This window comes from Streptomyces sp. NPDC001920 (assembly GCF_053594495.1).
Genome location: NZ_JBSFEP010000021.1, coordinates 1 through 15843, shown reverse-complemented (window position 1 = coordinate 15843; position 15843 = coordinate 1). Strand labels below are relative to the sequence as shown.

The 15843-nt window shown below is 67.5% G+C and carries 15 protein-coding genes and 1 pseudogene; 11 read left to right on the top strand and 5 right to left on the bottom strand.

What is annotated here, in order from left to right; all coding sequences use genetic code 11:
• From ACWCPI_RS30520 to ACWCPI_RS30490, 7 genes and pseudogenes are all read left to right on the top strand, one after another.
• Positions 1-344, top strand: a pseudogene (locus ACWCPI_RS30520) (hypothetical protein); the annotation flags it as partial.
• Positions 341-532, top strand: a complete 192-nt coding sequence (locus tag ACWCPI_RS30515) for a hypothetical protein (protein ID WP_055493674.1) — start codon at positions 341-343, stop codon at positions 530-532. The pseudogene ACWCPI_RS30520 and the gene ACWCPI_RS30515, both read left to right, overlap by 4 nt.
• An 87-nt stretch (positions 533-619) precedes the next feature.
• Complete coding sequence (locus ACWCPI_RS30510) at positions 620-856, top strand: hypothetical protein (protein ID WP_451041193.1); 237 nt, start codon at positions 620-622, stop codon at positions 854-856.
• A 92-nt stretch (positions 857-948) separates the two neighbouring features.
• On the top strand, positions 949-1464 hold the full coding sequence (locus ACWCPI_RS30505; RefSeq protein ID WP_451041192.1) for a plasmid mobilization protein: 516 nt from the start codon (positions 949-951) through the stop codon (positions 1462-1464).
• A 15-nt stretch (positions 1465-1479) separates the two neighbouring features.
• Positions 1480-3222 (top strand): relaxase/mobilization nuclease domain-containing protein, encoded by a 1743-nt coding sequence (locus ACWCPI_RS30500; RefSeq protein ID WP_451041191.1) that lies wholly within the window; start codon positions 1480-1482, stop codon positions 3220-3222.
• Between the two features lie 386 nt (positions 3223-3608).
• Positions 3609-4097 (top strand): hypothetical protein, encoded by a 489-nt coding sequence (locus tag ACWCPI_RS30495; RefSeq protein WP_402151556.1) that lies wholly within the window; start codon positions 3609-3611, stop codon positions 4095-4097.
• A 573-nt stretch (positions 4098-4670) separates the two neighbouring features.
• Positions 4671-4928, top strand: coding sequence for a hypothetical protein (locus tag ACWCPI_RS30490; protein WP_451041190.1), 258 nt, complete (start codon positions 4671-4673; stop codon positions 4926-4928).
• 56 nt (positions 4929-4984) lie between these two features.
• Here ACWCPI_RS30490 and ACWCPI_RS30485 read toward each other — a convergent pair whose 3' ends face one another.
• The 5 genes from ACWCPI_RS30485 to ACWCPI_RS30465 form a co-directional block, all read right to left on the bottom strand.
• Positions 4985-5389 (bottom strand): hypothetical protein, encoded by a 405-nt coding sequence (locus ACWCPI_RS30485; protein ID WP_451041189.1) that lies wholly within the window; start codon positions 5387-5389, stop codon positions 4985-4987.
• Positions 5390-5608: 219 nt separating this feature from the next.
• Entirely contained in the window at positions 5609-6430 is an 822-nt protein-coding gene (locus ACWCPI_RS30480) for a DUF317 domain-containing protein (protein ID WP_451041188.1), read from the bottom strand.
• Positions 6431-6446: 16 nt separating this feature from the next.
• Positions 6447-6737 carry a hypothetical protein gene (locus tag ACWCPI_RS30475; protein ID WP_351236243.1) on the bottom strand — a complete coding sequence of 97 codons (291 nt, stop codon included), beginning with the start codon at positions 6735-6737 and terminating at the stop codon, positions 6447-6449.
• A 98-nt stretch (positions 6738-6835) separates the two neighbouring features.
• A complete protein-coding gene (locus tag ACWCPI_RS30470; RefSeq protein WP_093724906.1) occupies positions 6836-7189 on the bottom strand; it encodes a DUF317 domain-containing protein in 354 nt (117 codons plus the stop codon).
• A 307-nt stretch (positions 7190-7496) separates the two neighbouring features.
• Entirely contained in the window at positions 7497-8738 is a 1242-nt protein-coding gene (locus ACWCPI_RS30465; RefSeq protein ID WP_451041187.1) for a hypothetical protein, read from the bottom strand.
• Between the two features lie 770 nt (positions 8739-9508).
• Here ACWCPI_RS30465 and ACWCPI_RS30460 point away from each other — a divergent pair.
• From ACWCPI_RS30460 to ACWCPI_RS30445, 4 genes are all read left to right on the top strand, one after another.
• Entirely contained in the window at positions 9509-12079 is a 2571-nt protein-coding gene (locus ACWCPI_RS30460) for a GIY-YIG nuclease family protein (RefSeq protein ID WP_451041186.1), read from the top strand.
• 145 nt (positions 12080-12224) lie between these two features.
• On the top strand, positions 12225-13748 hold the full coding sequence (locus ACWCPI_RS30455; protein WP_451041185.1) for a gamma-glutamyltransferase: 1524 nt from the start codon (positions 12225-12227) through the stop codon (positions 13746-13748).
• 441 nt (positions 13749-14189) lie between these two features.
• Positions 14190-15026 carry a gasdermin gene (locus ACWCPI_RS30450; protein WP_451041296.1) on the top strand — a complete coding sequence of 279 codons (837 nt, stop codon included), beginning with the start codon at positions 14190-14192 and terminating at the stop codon, positions 15024-15026.
• Complete coding sequence (locus tag ACWCPI_RS30445; RefSeq protein ID WP_451041184.1) at positions 15013-15804, top strand: hypothetical protein; 792 nt, start codon at positions 15013-15015, stop codon at positions 15802-15804. The genes ACWCPI_RS30450 and ACWCPI_RS30445 overlap by 14 nt, the downstream gene beginning before the upstream one ends.
• The last annotated feature ends 39 nt before the right edge of the window (positions 15805-15843 follow it).

Genomic DNA, 15843 nt, shown 5'->3' with positions numbered 1-15843 from the left:
GGACCGAGCCCACCGGGGACCGGGGACACAAGGTCCCCCTCCGCCGGAAGACGACCCCGATACCCCGGCCCAAGACCAAGGGGAAGCGCACCCGGTCCCGCACCCCGCAGACGCAGCGTCCGCCGCGCGAGCCGGAGCAGGCGGTGGACCAGCTAGTCCAGCAGGTCCGTCCGCACGTCCCTGCCCTGCTCGAACGGGACGGCAACGAGTCCGTCACCCGGGTCCAGCTGCGGGAGATCCTCCGCCGCGAGGGCCTGAAGGGCGGCCGGAACGACCGACTCAGCCTCGTCCTCCAGCAATTGCGGAGCGACGACACCACAACAGCAAGGAGCACCGCCCCGTGAAGACCTGCCACCAGTTCGACACCGTCCGTGCGGAGTACGAGCGGGAGATCGGCTTCATGCTCGCCCACTCCAAACGGCACGAGGGCAGGCCGGCGGCGAAATCCAGCGCGAAGCAGGCTGCATCGACGAAGCAGCGGATGGCACGGGCGCTCAACAGCCACGTCGGTCGCTGCCCCGAATGCGGCTGAACCTGCAAAACCCCAGCTCAACGTCCCTAAACGCAACCGGTGGCCCGACTCAGTGCCGGGCCGCCGCCCCGCTTGAGGAGACACGCCGTGATTGCGCGACCTGCTCGCTCATCCGAGCCCACGGTCGACGAGGCCAGCGCCTGGGCGGACGTTCTGGTCCGCCGGCGGCTCCTACACGCCGCCGTCCTCACGCCGAGCGGCCAGTGGCTCGTCCAGGACCAGCCCGACGGGCCCGTCCGCGTCCTTATGGGACCGGCCGACCTGCTCGCGCTGGCCGCGACCATCCAGAACGACACCCGCTCTACGAGGCCCGAATTCCGATGACGAACCCCACCCAGACCGGCAGCACCCTCGAACCTGCTCCCGACTCCAACTCGGTCTCGGGGCGAGCAAGTTATCCCCTTGGATACTCCGCCTTGAGCGGAGTATCCAAGGGTTCCCCTGCCCCTGGGGGGCAGGGGCTCGTCCGGCGCCGGGGGACGCCAGACGAGGAGGCTGCGACCGAGGGCGGATCGCAGCCAGAGGGGATACAGGAGGGACGTGAGCAGCCGCGCACGCGCCGCCGCAAGTACCAGCGTCGTCAGCGTCCGCACGTCCGCAACACCCGCTTCAGCGACGACGAACTCGCCCTCGTGACCGTCGGCGCGAAGGCCGCCGGCCTCACTCTCGCAGGCTTCCTCGCCCGCGCTGCCCTGACCGCCGCCCGCGACCTTGAACGGACCGCGAGTGCCGTCGCCGGCGAGCGTGAGGTGATCGCCGAGTTGTTCGCCGCCCGTCGGCATCTCGGCCATGTCGGCAGCAACTTGAACCAGATCGCCCGAGCGGTCAACGCCGGAGGGCACCCGGGCGAACTCGACGTGGTCATCGCGGCCACCGACCGTGCGGTCCAGCGCGTCCAGCACGTCACCGACCGGCTCCTCCACCAGGACTAGGACCCCCTCAACGGCATGATCCCCAGAATCCAGAAGCGCGGACAGCGCACCATCGGCCTCCTCTCCTACCTCTACGGACCGGGCAAGTTCGAAGAGCACACCGACCCGCACCTGATCGCCTCCTGGGATGGCAACGCCCCCGACCCGGGCCGTGACCCGTCCGCCACGCTCAAACAGCTCCAGCAGCTCCTCGATCAGCCCGTCGCGAACGTCGAGCAGGCCGACCGACCCAAGAAGCATGTGTGGCACCTCTCGGTCCGCAACGCCGAAGAAGACCGGATTCTGAGCGACGAGGAATGGGGCGAGATCGCCCGGCGCATGGTGGCCGCCGCGGGCATCGACGACCCCGAGGAGGGCGCCGGATGCCGATGGGCGGCGGTCCGGCACGCCGATGACCACATCCACATCATCGCCACCCTCGTGCGCGAGGACGGGTTCAAGCCCGACCTCGACCACGACGCCGTCCGGGTCCAGGCCCAGGCCCGCGCCCTCGAAGCCGAACTCGGTCTGCGCCGCCTGAACAAGGGCGACGGCACCGGCGCGAAGCGACCCACCAGCGCTGAGCGCCACAAGGCCGAGCGCCAGGGCCGCGAGCGCACCGCCCGCGAGGAACTGCGGGAAACGGTACGGCGCGCGGTGACCGGCGCGAGGAGCGACGAGGAATTCTTCGACCGGCTCGCCGCCGCCGGACTCCTGATCCGCAAGCGTGCCGCCCCCTCCGGCGACCTCCTCGGATACAAGGTCGCTCTGCCCGACGACCTCAACAAGGACGGCGAGCCGGTCTTCTACCCCGGCGCACGCCTCGCCCCCGATCTCTCGCTGCCCCGCATCCGAGAGCGCTGGTCCGGCGACGCCCAGGACAACCCAGCCGCCCGGCAACAGCAAGCACCCCGGACAGGACCGGGCGCTCCGGCCTCCGCCCGCCGCAGCACGGCATCAGCCGCCTGGCAAGCCGTCCTCGTCGTCGAGCACGGCGACGATGCGATCGCCGCTGCCCACATCGCCGCGGTCGGCGAGGTCCTGGATGCCCTCGCAAAGACGTCCGCCGCCCACACCCGCCGCGAACTCCGGGACGCGGCTACGGCCTTCGAACGTGCCTCGCGCTCCCATGTCCGCGCCGTACGCGGGCACGACCGAGCCCTGCGGCAGGCCGCCCGCGACCTCGTCCACGGCGGCCCGGCCCTCGGCCGCGGTGAGGACGGCGCCACCACGGCGATGGCCATCGACATGCTGTTCTTCCTCATCACTGCCGCCGCGCACTGGCACGCCAGAAAGGGCCACGCTCAGCAGGCCGAGGCCGCCGCCCGGGCCGCCGAGCACCTGCGTACCGCCTACCAGACCGCCGCCGCCCAGCCCCTCGGAGCGCTCTACCAACGAGGCCGGCGTATGAGCCGGCCGATACTCCAGCGGCAGACCGTGCTGCTGCGCGAGGCGCTGCCGGAGCTGGCCGAGCAGATCCTCGCCGAGCCCGGCTGGTACGCCCTGGCAGCGACCATCGCGGAGGCAGAAGCCGCCGGCCACGACCCGGCCACCCTCCTGTCCGAGGTAGCCGAACGCCGTGAACTCGGTACCGCGGACTCCGTGAGCGACGTGCTCGTGTGGCGGATGCGGCTGACGGCCGACCTGCCAGCAGACGCCTCCCACCTGCCCGAGAGCAGCACCACGGGGAGCCGGTCCGCAACGCGAGGGACGACGACCAGGACCTCCGCGCCCGGCAGGCGGCGCAGCGGAGAGGAGGCATCGCGTAAGACGCGGTGAGCCCGACGGGTGCCGGCACGCGGTCTCAGCGCATCACCGAAAGAAGGGAGAGCACCAGCTCCGCCCGCAACCCACAGCACGGTCATACGCCACATCGGACCTCGCTGGTGACGAGGTCCGATGTGCATGCCGTCGGAATTCGGGCACTACAGGACAGGCGAGATGATGGGGCGAGTCGGGCCAGTAGACGTCGCGAAGTTGGGCGGTCGGGGGAGACGGCGACGTGTGATCGGGCACACCGTGACTACGGCATCTCGCCGCACGAAGATACCCACGGTGGCCAACTCGTCATCCGGACAACGGAGAAGCGGAGCGCCCCTGATGACGTGGCCGAAGGCGGCTGTGGACTTTGTGAATTGCAACCACCGGGGGCGCGCGGCACGATCATGAAGCGCGCAGGACGAGGTGACGAGGTGGAGGAGGACGCCAGGGTGTTTCACCGGATACGCCGCCGGGCCAAGGAGCCGAGCGAAGCTCAAAGGCAGTTCGCCGAGATGCATGCGCGGATGCAGGGCCAGGTCCCGCCGGGCATTGGAGTGCCGGCGGCTGAACCGAAGCCCGCCGAGCCGACCGTCGTCGTGGATGACTTCCTTCCGCCGGAGCTGCGTGTGCCGAGCCACGACCAGGTCGACGGCAAGATGATGCCGTGGAAGCAGCCCCTCGTCCTCGACGGCGAGATGGCCGCCTGCGCCGAGTGCAGCGCGTACCGGGACTGGCTCATCCTCTCCACCCGCGGCGAGATCTGGCTGCGCTGCCGGGCGGGACACCAGCAGCAGGAGACCCGCCTCGACACCGCGTGGTTCAACCGGAACAGCGGGCCGGCGGACGCGACGCACGCCACCTTCGAGGACTGCCTGCGCCACCTCGGGCACTGACCACCACTCCTACGACCCCACCGGGCCCTCGGGCCCGCACTGACCACCCGTCGCCTAGCACCAAGGGGTCAGTTCCGTCATGCGCGTTCGCGTCGCCACCACCGCCCTCGGCATCACAGCCGCCCTCCTCGCCCTGCCCGCCTGCTCCACCGACACCACCGGGGCCAAGCACCAGACCCCCTCCTCGCCCTGCCCGCCTGCTCCACCGACACCACCGGGGCCAAGCACCAGACCCCCTCCTCCGCCCGGACCGGAAAGCCGACCGGCGCGGTCCACAAGCCGACCGCGCTCTCGTCGGCCGCGCTCGAGTCCCGCCTGCTCGACCAGAGCGACCTCGGCAGCGGCTACCTGCGCAAGCCGCAGCGTCCTGCCCAGCACGACGACATCACCGTCAGCGGCTGCCCGGCCCTGAGCAAGCTGGGCGGCGGCGCGGCGACCGGCGGCACGCTCACCTTCCCGCACAAGGCGAAGGCCGCCTTCACCTACGGCAGCAGCTCCTCGGAGATCTCCGAGGAGCTGTACAGCGACACGGCGAACAAGCTGTCCGCCGCCATCGGACGGATCTTCGACGCCATGACCGGCTGCCCCACCTATCAGGTCGTCGCGGGCGGCACTCCGATCGACATAGCCGCGCAGAAGCTGCCCGCGCCCCAAGGTCTCGGGGATGAACAGTGGAGCCAGCTGCTGACGTACTCCACCGCAGGGCGGAGCACCGTGGTGAAGCAGACCACGATCCGGGACGGCAATCTGCTGGTGATCGTCTCCGGCGCCCCGGCCCTCGTCGACCGCCACCTCGGCAAGGCCCTCGCCAAGGCCACCGCAACCGGCTGACCTGCCCGGTCATGCTGCTGCCCCCCGACCACGGTGGCCGGGAGGGCAGCAGCGCGTCAGCCGAGGCGCTGAGCAGCACGCGCCGCCTGGGCGGGAACCCAGGCTTGGACCTGGCCGGGCTGGACGTAGAGCACGTTCGGGTTGTGGCTGTGCGGCCCATAACCACTGGAGGCATTGACCAGCAGGTACGCGCCCGCGGGGACGTGCCAATTCCAGAACCAGGCGTCCTGCTGCCGACCGGTGTCGCACCAAGTCACGACGGCCTTCGCCCCGCGGCGACCGCGCTGGTAGACCCGCGTGATCTGAAGAAGATCTCCTCGGCCTGCATTCCTGTGCTGCTGGAACGCCTGCCACTGTGCTGCGAGGGCGGCCATGCGCTTGCGGCGTGAACGGACCTTCAGCGCGACGATCAGGGCGACGACAAGGAAGAGGGCAAGAAGGACGCCGGGGCTGAGGTGCATTGCTGCATCCTGCAACTTGACGTCACAGGGTGGCAAACCCTTCGGGGACAACGAGGGGCAGTGTCAGCGACTGCGCCTCTGGCGACCGGGTTCCGTCCCGGCGGGCAGCAGCTAGCGCGTTGTGCGCACGTAACTACCGGCCCGAGAAACAAGAAGCCCGGCCCTCCATTTCGGAAAAGGCCGGGCTGTGTGTTTGGGGGAAATGGCAACGGCGGGGCGTTAGATGGCCGGCGCGCGCAGGAGACGCTCCCGGGTGGCCTCGGGCAGCACCCGCCGCAGGACCGGTGCCGTCGAGCTGAGGGAGGCGGCGAAGGCGGCCACAAGGTCGTGCGGGACGCTGGCGGAGAAGGAGGCCGCCCACAGGTACGGTGCGCCGAGCGCGGGCTCGGCCCACGCTTGCCACCCGGCCAGCCCCGCCTCGTCGTCCTCGGTGATCAGGGCGCGCGGGTCGCCGTCCTGGATGAGAGGCGGCACCTCGCCGAGGCTGAGGTGCGAGGTGAACGTCGGGTCTGTCGCTGCCGCCTGGGGCTGGTCGATGTCGCGGAGCCATCCGTGTGCGGCGACGGCGTCCAGGACCAGCTCGGGTCCGGCAAGCGGCAGGGCGGGCTCGTCGCGAGCGTCGAGCGCGACGAGGAAGTCGGCTACGGCCTCGCCGGGGACGTCGGGGGTGAAGTAGGCCGACCACTGGGCGAGCGGGCTGCTCGTGTCCGCGCGGGCGGAGATCTGCCAGGCGATCGGCAGGTCCCCCAGGTGGAACGGTTCGTCCGCCAGGCTCCACTGGGCCCAGCGCAGGGCGTCGGGGCTGATGTGCAGGACGGTGCTGCGCAGGACCTGGCGGTCCTCGGGTGCCTCGTCCGGCTCGTGCCGTCCGCGGACGATCGTCAGGCTCGTCCAGCCCAGGCCGGCGAGCGTGTCGGCGACGGCGTCGTAGAGGCGCCCATCGTCACCGGCCAGATGCCGGGGGCCGACCCAGAACGCGGGCTGGCCGCTACGTGGAGTGGACGGGTCGGGCGGACATTCGGGGTACAGGGGCGCCTCCAAGGGGCTCGGTGCGGGCCTAGTTGCCGCCGGCACGGCGGCGGGGGCGGCGCGGGGGTGCCTGGACGTCGCCCTGCCAGGTCAGGGCGACGGCGACCTCGGGCGGCAGATGGCCGAGCTGTGAGCCCTCGTCCCGGCCTTCGGCGAGGTAGACGACGGTCTGGCCGGTCTCGTCCACGGACTGCACGACCTGCGCCAAGCGGTGTGCCATCGGAAAGAACGGATTCATGGCCTGGCGGACCGGAGCACTGCGGTCGCAACCGGACAGCAGGTCGATGAGATCGCCGACGGTCATCTCCGTGGACGTCATGAACGGCCTCCTTGGGTGAGGAAAACGGTGAGCGATGGAATCAGCCGGCGTCAGCCGACCACCCTCCCGGCGAGGACTACGCGTGGGCGCCTGCGCTGTCATACGCGACGTGAGGTTTCCAGCACGCGCGCCACGGCGGCAGCGACGATGTCGGCCGGCGTCTCGGTGTCGAACGACAGCTGGTAGCCGGGTACCTTGGCGGTTCCGGTGACGGCGATCTTCCATCCCTCGCCGTCGGTGCCGGGACGACCGAGCGGGAACCAGCCGAGGTAGAACCGGCCGTCCTTGGAGCTGACGTGCACGTCCGCACGGTCGTCCACGATGAGGTTGAAGTCCTCGGCGCAGAACTGGTCCATGACGAGCGTGGGCTGGCCGGGGCCCAGCTGCCACTCGCGCAGCCGCAGGGCTTCGACGGTGGTGGAGAAACCGGGGCCGACGGAAGCCACGGTCACAGACAATCACCTCTCTGACCTGGGGTTTCTTGCAAGGTCGTCTACGTTGACATGCTCCCGCGCAGGTTGGCCAGTCTTTCCGTGATCTTTCCTGTCTGCCCCCGGCGAACTGTCGTCCTTGGACAGTTGTAGGTTCTCAGATCCCGTGTCATTTTCTCAGTCGCGATGTCATGCGACTGGCCGAACTGACACGGGATTGAGAATCGCTGGCCACTGCCGTCATTCGTTCGGGTGGCCTTGCCTCAGGTCCGGCGTGGGCGCCTCACGCGGATGCGAACGTAGCGCTCGCGGAGGAGGCTGCCCACGTTCACTCGTTTGGGGACTCCGTTGCCAGCGGGATACCGCACCGCAGGCAGCCGTTCGCATGGTCGTCCTGGCAGATGTAGCCGATGGCACCTTCCACGCACCATTCGGCGGCCTCCTCAGACAGCAGGTCGGGCCCGGCATGGAGCAGCCGACGAAATTCCGTGGTGTCCGCAATGTCGGCCGGGCGGTTGGTGAACCACTCGTCGAACCAAGGCTTGTCCCGGTGTATGCGCCAGTGCGCATTCTCCCGGTCGTCGACAGCCGCAAGGAACCGATCGACGATGCGCCCCCAACTTGGTGCTCCGAACCAGCCGTTGTCGGATGCACAGAAGGATTCGATCAGGGTTCGCAGGCCGAACTCCTTCTCGCTAAGGCAGTACCTTCGCCCCCATGAGATCGCGACCTGTGCCATCTCCGCGAGTTCTTCTCGCGGATCAACCTCGTGTGCCGGGTCGTCAGGGTTGTGGCAGGCCAGCCCGAGCTCGAGCACGGACTGCCCGGTCGGTAGAACCCGGGACGGGTTGACGATCGCGAGACCGAGACCGATCCAGTCGACATGGTCGAACGACAGCATCGAGCGCACGAGTCGGGTGGTTGCCGTGTTGATCCGCATCATTGTGCCGTCGTGGAGCGGACTCTTCCCGGCATGCCAGTTCTCGACGGGTGTGTTGCGCCACACGGCGAGCGTGATGCGGGTGGCAGCGAGCCACAGCAGGGCCTCGTCGTCGAGGTGCCCGAACCGCTTGGCGCACTCCTGGGCGCCGTAGGTGATCAGCTCTTCCGGTTTCGGCCACCTGTGGCTGTCGGGCCCTTCAGGCGCGTACTCGTAGTCGTCGGCGTACTCGTCGAGGATCGCGCTCAACTCGGTTGCGCTGTAAGCCTCGCTGTACTCGGAGCTGTCCGGCTCCTCGACGGTGTACATGTCGTGGTCCCAGGAGACGTACACGTCGCCCCAGAGCACGACGTCGTCGCACTCGCTGGCGTTGTCCGTCACAACCGGCCTGATGGTGATCGGGGCAGTACGCCCGTCGGTTCGCTCGCCGTCCTTCTTGGCCGCCCATGCGGTGATGACCCCGAGCGGCTTCGGAAGGAGAGGGCCGACCTTAGTGATGCTGAACGGCTCGTCGTCGTCATCGGTGTCGAACCGGCTGTTGACGAACGCGACCGCCTCGGAGGGCGTGCTGACGATGGACTGTGTACCACTCTCGTTGTCAACCACTCGCCACAACGCGCTGTTCTTCACGATGCTCTCCGATCGCGGTGAGTGCACCCGGGGCGGGTGCGATGCGCCGGGTCGCTCGGCACTGACTCCAATTATGGGCTGATCAACCCGTCCGTAGTCCCGCAGACGCTTGTCGGCGACGACGCTCGGGGCGTTCGTGTGCAACCTGCTTTTCGCGACCGCAGCGACACAGCCAAAATCACGCAAAGTGCAACGGAGTGTCCGCGCAACCTGCGCTGCACGTCACCAGGAGCTGATGGTTGCCGATGCAGGTTCGTGACGCCCCGGGCCGCGTTGCAGCCTGCTGGACAGCCTGGGGAAATGACACCGATCTGAGACAGCCGCCTGCCGACACATCGTGAGACTCAAGGGAAACATCCGGGTCACAGGGTCGGCGCCTGACACTGAAGTTGAGAACCTACAACAGTGAAGCCAGTCGCCATGGCATCTGATCCAGGCGCTTGACAGCGAACCGAGTCGTGGGGGCTTCCCACACCGCCACGGGCCCGAGGAAGTCAGCGGGAACGTCGCGATGCGGGTCTCTTGTCAGCGGCACCTCCTACACTCCGCAGATGCGACAGGCCAGGATGATGAGCTGCCTGGCCGTGGCCCTCCAGGCCATCAGGGCTGATGGGCATGGCGTCTGCCAGGCGCCTGCATGTCCCACAGGTCGCCGACAGCACGCGCCGGCAGAGCTTTCACGAGGACGGTCTCCGGTGCGGATGTCGGAGAGGGTTCCATTACCGTCCTTGTCTAACAGGGGGATTAGAGCTGTGCCTTCCGCTACTGGCTTGACCGACCTGCGCGAGCAGTGGATCCAGAAGATCTGCGCGGGGATTGCCACCTCTGTCGGTCGCCACCACCCGTTGCTGGATCCGGCGCGGATCGTCGGTAACCCGAGTGATCTGGATCTATTGCGTGCCCTCCTGATCCTGCGGATCGCCGTCTTGGACGCGCGTGGCCGGTCCACCGCGCACATCACGGGACTGCTGGCAAAGCACCCGGTCTTCGCCGATCCCAAGCCTGACACGGATCAACTCACCAGCCTGGTCGAGCATGTCCGCCGGCACGTGGAGCGCGACGGCCTTGTCGGTTCCGTCCTGCTGTTCGGCCTCGGACTGCGCGCTGCGGATCCAGAGAGCACGTATGCCCTCCTCCTGGACCACTGGTCACGTCGGTCGTCCCGCGCGGCGACCGCCGCCCAGGTGGCCAGGGAACTGGCCCGGCACTGGGGCGTGGAGGCTCGCACCGGAGAGGCTCTGGTGCCTCTCTCAGTCATATCTCTTGATGCGTACTCCGACACCATCTGGTCCAGGCTGGAAGCGGAACGCGACGCTCATGTGCGGCATGCCGCCTCAGTTGCCTTGATCAGGAAGGGCAACGACGCTCATCGCCTGTGGCTGGCGCAGTTTCCCGCCGACGAGGCCAGGCACCTATGGAAGTTGGGCGCAGATGTGGCCTACTGCACCGCGGCCAAGGAGCACCTTCGAGAGGTAAGCCGACAGCTCCGGAAGAATCACGCTCTGCGGCCAGTGATCGCCCGAGCCTTGAAACTGGTCAACGAGCAGCTAGAGATGCTCGGCGAGGCGATCGGCTGCCTGAGCGACACAGAGCGCGACATGCTGCGGGCGCGCACCCATCAGGAGCGCTTCCAGGACGCCTGCATTCAGACCTTCCTGAACCACTCCCTCGACTTCCGGCAGTCGTACCCAGGCAGTTCCTGTGTTCCTGATGCCGAAGCGGTACACGGCACCTTCGGCCCTCTGCCCTGGTGGAACATCATCGTCCGAACCGCAGCAGAGGCGGAGGCTGCCCTCGCCGCAGTCGCAGAGGGGGTGTTGCCCCTCGGTTTCGAGCGGGATCCCGAACATCGGAACCGCCTTCTACTCATCTGCCGTAAGCCCAGGACGGAGTCCCCGGGCATGCACGCCCACTTCGTCTTCGACCTGGACAACCCAGGTCACGCCTGCGAGCTGCTCCTCATCGCGAAGCGTGCCGGCGTCCCTATCGACCTCTACGGCCAAGCACACAACGAGTACGACGAAATCGAGTCCACCCACCTAGGCACTGTGTACGCACACATCGGCCCGGAGCTCGCCAGTCTGATCACGGAAGCCGCCACCAATGCACTGGCCCGATCCCTGCCAGACTTCCGTGACCGCGACTACGACGAACATGAGGGGATCGAACCGCTCGAAGAAGCGTTGCGCTGTCTGTCCCGCGCTGAGGTGGAGCACTTCTCCTCGGGACGCCGCATCGCCGTCTCATCCCATCACAACCTCGAAGGTGGGATCGAAGTACTGTCGTCCGACCCGCCAGTCACGCTCTCCGGATTCTCCAGGGGCACCAAGAGGCACCAGAAATCCGGCAGCTCACGGAAGACGGGCATCGGGACTCCTCTGCCTCCTCCTCGGACCACTGGGTTCGTGTACGTCCAGCGGAACCCTGCCTTCCCGGACATGCTCAAGATCGGCTACACAGACCTGCTCGCGGAGGACCGAGCTAAGGACCTGTCGGGCACATCGGTCCCCTTCCCCTTCGACGTGCTCTTCAGGGCCCACACGTCCCGACCCAAAGACGTCGAACAGGCTGTCCACCGCCTCCTCACCGCCCAACGCGTTAACGCAAGCAAGGAGTTTTTCCGCGTCTCCCTGGACACGGCCATCGAGGCGATCCGCCGGTGCCAGAGGGAGGTAACCGGTATCAACAGCTGGGAGCCGATCCCTGCGCTTCATCGCCTGCCCGCGAATGACCGAGTCGTCCTGCCCCTGAGGGCAGGGCAGTTGTTCGCGCTCACCGCGTACCCCCATCTGCTCAGCTCGTCCGCTGAGGTTCTCGACATCTGGATGGCCCACGCGGACGGCGACCTCCTGGAGATCCACTCCACGCATGACCCCGGGCACGTGGCCGGACTCAGCGACAACGATCCCGGCGCTTACGAGGACCCCGTTCCCTTCCTCGACAGAGACGGAACCGTGCGGAACGGCATGCTCCATGGCAGGGAGCGCCTGGTAGCTGGCGACCGGCTGATCTGGTTCTCGGACGAGGAGGGGCCGACCGACGCCCGCGGCGTCGTCTTTGAAGCGAACGCCTCCTGCCAGGTCACCTACCGGACATCAGCCCCCCGACGGGGCCCGCTGGGTATACCTCTCCTGCTGAACGATCCTGACCGGGACCTTCCTGATGCTATGGGGGCACTCGTCAAAGATGTCCTCACACTGCGCCCACCGCGCACCTGGGCTCCCCGGAACCCTCAAGAAGAGGACGGCTGGGCGGTAGCAGCCACGGATCCCCAGCCGCCCCAGCACTGGCTCCCTCAGCTCGAACGACGGCGCAAGGACGTGCGCCGGGACCGACCCTGAGTACCGTGCGGCATGGGGGCCAGCTCGACGAGTCCATGTCCAGCGCCAGGACTGAGCCACCAGCCGGATCGATTCCGCCGCGGCTCCGTAGACGGCTCGATACCCGGCTCCGGGAGCGGTCTGAGCACATGCCAGAGTGAACCGCATGATCCCCGCGCACATCCCCGACGAGCCGCCGCTGACCTACCCCGACAGCTTCGACATACCAGTCCTGTTCCGAAACGGACCCGCGAACAAGCCTCGGAGGCAGTGGCGGACGGCCAAGCACAAGGCGTGGACGGGATCGGACGGATTCCCGGCGGCCGACGGCTGGTACGCCCCGACCACCACCTGGCGGGAGATCATCAAGGCTGCCACCGAAGTCGGCCGCGACGTCACCCCGCATCTGCAGAACCAGCCGCGCTACGCACACGGGGAACTCGTCGCCCGAGTCTCCCCGCTGTACGCCTACCTCGGCGCGCACGCCGTCGAGCCCCGGCATCCCGTACCGGGTGCCAAGGGCCGGCGCTTGACCTGGAACCCGGTCTACGCGCACGGCACCGAGCGGAGCGCGAAGAATGCCGCTGGCTACCGGCTAGGCATGACGATGACCGAGTGGGCCTGCCGCTCGCTATTGGGCCTCGGCCAGACCGAGCACCTCGAACTCGGCGGCCCTATCCCTGCTCTGTTCAACACGTTCAAGGATCCGAAGGAGAAGCTGCCCGATCTGTGGGGGCGCCACGAGGCAGAAGAACTGTACTGGCTGATCGAGGCCAAGGGCGGCGACGTGGGTCTCGGCACGCTCCGCAAGGGGTGGGCGCAGCTGGCGGCCGGCAGCAACGTCCTCGGTGCGTACGCGCACCGGACCGTCTTGGTCGGGGCGTCCGTACGGCCCGGTGACGATCTCTTCCTCACCATCGACCACCACCTGCACCCCGGTCTGCCGCCCCTCACCCCTGCCGGGTCCGACACCGACGACGAGGCGGCGGGCCCGGGCAACTTGGAAGACCGCCTCGGCGACAGCGACGACGCGCTCATCGGCGCGGCCCGCGCCCAGATGCTTGCCTACCTGGCGCTGCGCTCGGCTCCCGCCTCGCAGTTGCGCACCGTGCCCGTTCCCGCCGACCGGGCTTCCCGTCACCGGCGTTCCGGGCTGACCACGCCCCTGGAAGACGATGGCCTCACTTTTGCCATGCGGGCCGACGCCCGCGGAGCAGCGACCGGCGCGGAGCAGCACACCCTGCGCGCCGGAATCCGCTCCATGGGCCTCGACGACTTCCTGAGCTGCCGCATCCCCGGAACTGAGGTCCACCTCGGCATGTCCCGGAAGCTGTTCGCCGCCTGCGAGCGCCTCCACGAGGAGGACCTCGCCATCGCCCGGCGCACGCCAGGACTGCGCGCCGAGGACCAGCCTGCCGCCGACCTGGAACTCAGCGACGAAGCCCAGGAAGAACAGCGACTCACCCAGCGGCGCATCTTCCGCGAACAGCAGGAGGAAGCCCGCCCACGGCTGCGTCCCCTGCTCCGCGACGCCTACGAGCGGGGTGCGGCGAGCGACTGGAGTGACCTGCTGCGCCGTCCCCAGGAGCCGGAACTCGATCTGGAGGGCGACGAGGGTCTCCTCGAAGCGGCGACGCCGGAAACATACCTGGCCGTCAGCCGCTACGACCTGCCCGCCGGTCACGCCTAGTCGTGCCCAGCGCTGGCGACGGTGGCGACGGCCAGGCCAGGCCAGGGAGAGCCTGCCGCGCTAACGCCGCTGTGACCGTCAGCGATACATGGCCAGACCTGGTGGCAAGGCCGCTGGCGGGCGGATCGTACTCAAGGATGGTTGGCCATTCTGCTCAGATATTCGGCCGTTCGGACCCAGGGCTTATCACGACGGATCTTCGGAACAGCCGGACGGAGCGGCTCGCCCGCCCACGATGGCAGGTGAAACGGGGGGCCAGAATCTGCCGACGCCGCGCCCGGTATTAGGAGCTCCCCCTCCCGGTTCGGCTAGGCGATTCGCGCGCTCAAGTCCCACTCCCTCAGGTGGCGCAGCAGGTCATGCGTCGACACATGTGATCTGGCATGTTCAGGAGAGATTCGGATTGCGGAGCGACGGCGCGACGTTCGGAGCTGAGTGGCTATGGTCTTCTGTTCGGACAAGGCAGCGACCTTCCTGACTGGCCTTGATTACAACGTGATCAAGCATCCTTACGCGGGTCTCGTTCCGCCTGCGGTCATCGGCCGCTCAGACGGCAACCCACAGGCGGTATGGCTTGGAGAACTGCAGGACCTCATCAAGGACTCACAGGCGGAACAGCCGAAACCATCTCGGCCAGCGCCCGCAGCGGATATCAGTGGGAGATCGAGCAGCGCGATGTCTTTCGGGGTAGGCGCCGGCCTCCTGTCCTCCTTCGTTGGCGGTCTGGGAGGATCGCTGGAGGTGTCGGCTAAGTACACGAACGCGAAGACGATGCAGTTCATCTTCCGAGAAGTTCAGAAAATCCAGGTCAAACCCAGTGCCGTATCCGAGTACATCGAGACCGGCGACATCCAGTGGGACAGTCCCCTCTTCCGTCCCTTTCTCGATTCCGGCCGCCACCTTTACGTTGTCACGGAGGTTGCCGTCGCCAAGGAACTGATGGTGCGTTACGAGCGAGGCGGGGGGACCGCTGCGAAGGTGCAGCTCCCGGAGCTCACTGGCCTGGTGAGCGGCGATGTAACCGTGGCCGTGGGATCTAACCGAAGCCATGAGATCACCTATACGGGTCAGCGTCCGGTGACATTTGCTTTCAAGTGCTTCGAGCTGGGCCTCGATGACGGCGGACCCACCCTGGTAAACGTCAGAGCAGGAGGAGTAGCCCTCAGCCTGTCTGTGGAAGGGGACGCACCACTGGGCGCCGCAGCGCGCCTGACTCCGGTTGGCGCCCCCTTGCTGGCTCTGAAGCGAGTAGAGGGTGAGGACAATGGCAGTGAATGATCACGGTCAGGGGCTATCGAACGGTCAACATGCGGAGTTGGGACGCGATTTCACCGAGGAACTCATCCTCCTGCCACGCGAAGGCTTGGAGTCCGACTACGGGGAGGACTACTACCTCCTCAACCAGCTTCATGCGATGTGGGAAAAGGATGGCCTCAGCTACTTCCGAGTAGATGGCGACCGCAGGGTCGGGACCGAAGGCTGGCTTCAGCCTGCCGATAGCCCGAAGGACGCACAGGTGCACCTGCTGGTCTCAGCTTTCGCCGCGGGACCGAAGCTCGTTCGCGTTACACCGGATATTCATCGCTGTATCCGATCTTCCGGCGCGCTGCGGCTTGTGCCAAATTGCAAGTACCGAACGATCTCAACTCATCCTGGAGCCAGACCTAGTCCTCTTTCGGGTCGGGGAACCACCCTGGAAGTCAAGGTGGTAGACGGTGTAACGGAGCAAGCGGTGCCGGAGGCCCGGGTCACCCTGTTTGAAGACGTCCCGCATGCGATTGGTGACGCAGGTGTCAGCGACAATTCCGGACAGCTTGCGCTGCGGGTATCCGGTCTGCCACTGAAGGTGGATCGTCTCTACGTGGAGCCTCCCCGTACCGGGTACTGGGGGAAGTACCTCGAGACCTTCGTGATCAACTCCTCGCAGTACAGAGTCCACCTCGATTCGGTGACCGCTACACACGTAGATGCGGCGCGACACGTCTATCTGTCAGGCAGCACTAGACGAGTAGTTCCGATGTGGCTCAGTGGTCGTAGGCGATCAGCGATCGGGTGATGGGTGCGCCGATGGTGCGGTTGTGCCAGATCGCGCAGG

Coding starts and splice junctions, on each gene's coding strand:
- ACWCPI_RS30455 (WP_451041185.1), top strand. CDS start 12,225: ATGATCCCCGCGCACATCCCCGACGAGCCGCCGCTGACCTACCCCGAC.
- ACWCPI_RS30485 (WP_451041189.1), bottom strand. CDS start 5,389: ATGCACCTCAGCCCCGGCGTCCTTCTTGCCCTCTTCCTTGTCGTCGCC.
- ACWCPI_RS30475 (WP_351236243.1), bottom strand. CDS start 6,737: ATGACGTCCACGGAGATGACCGTCGGCGATCTCATCGACCTGCTGTCC.
- ACWCPI_RS30450 (WP_451041296.1), top strand. CDS start 14,190: ATGGTCTTCTGTTCGGACAAGGCAGCGACCTTCCTGACTGGCCTTGAT.
- ACWCPI_RS30495 (WP_402151556.1), top strand. CDS start 3,609: ATGAAGCGCGCAGGACGAGGTGACGAGGTGGAGGAGGACGCCAGGGTG.
- ACWCPI_RS30500 (WP_451041191.1), top strand. CDS start 1,480: ATGATCCCCAGAATCCAGAAGCGCGGACAGCGCACCATCGGCCTCCTC.
- ACWCPI_RS30445 (WP_451041184.1), top strand. CDS start 15,013: ATGGCAGTGAATGATCACGGTCAGGGGCTATCGAACGGTCAACATGCG.
- ACWCPI_RS30490 (WP_451041190.1), top strand. CDS start 4,671: ATGACCGGCTGCCCCACCTATCAGGTCGTCGCGGGCGGCACTCCGATC.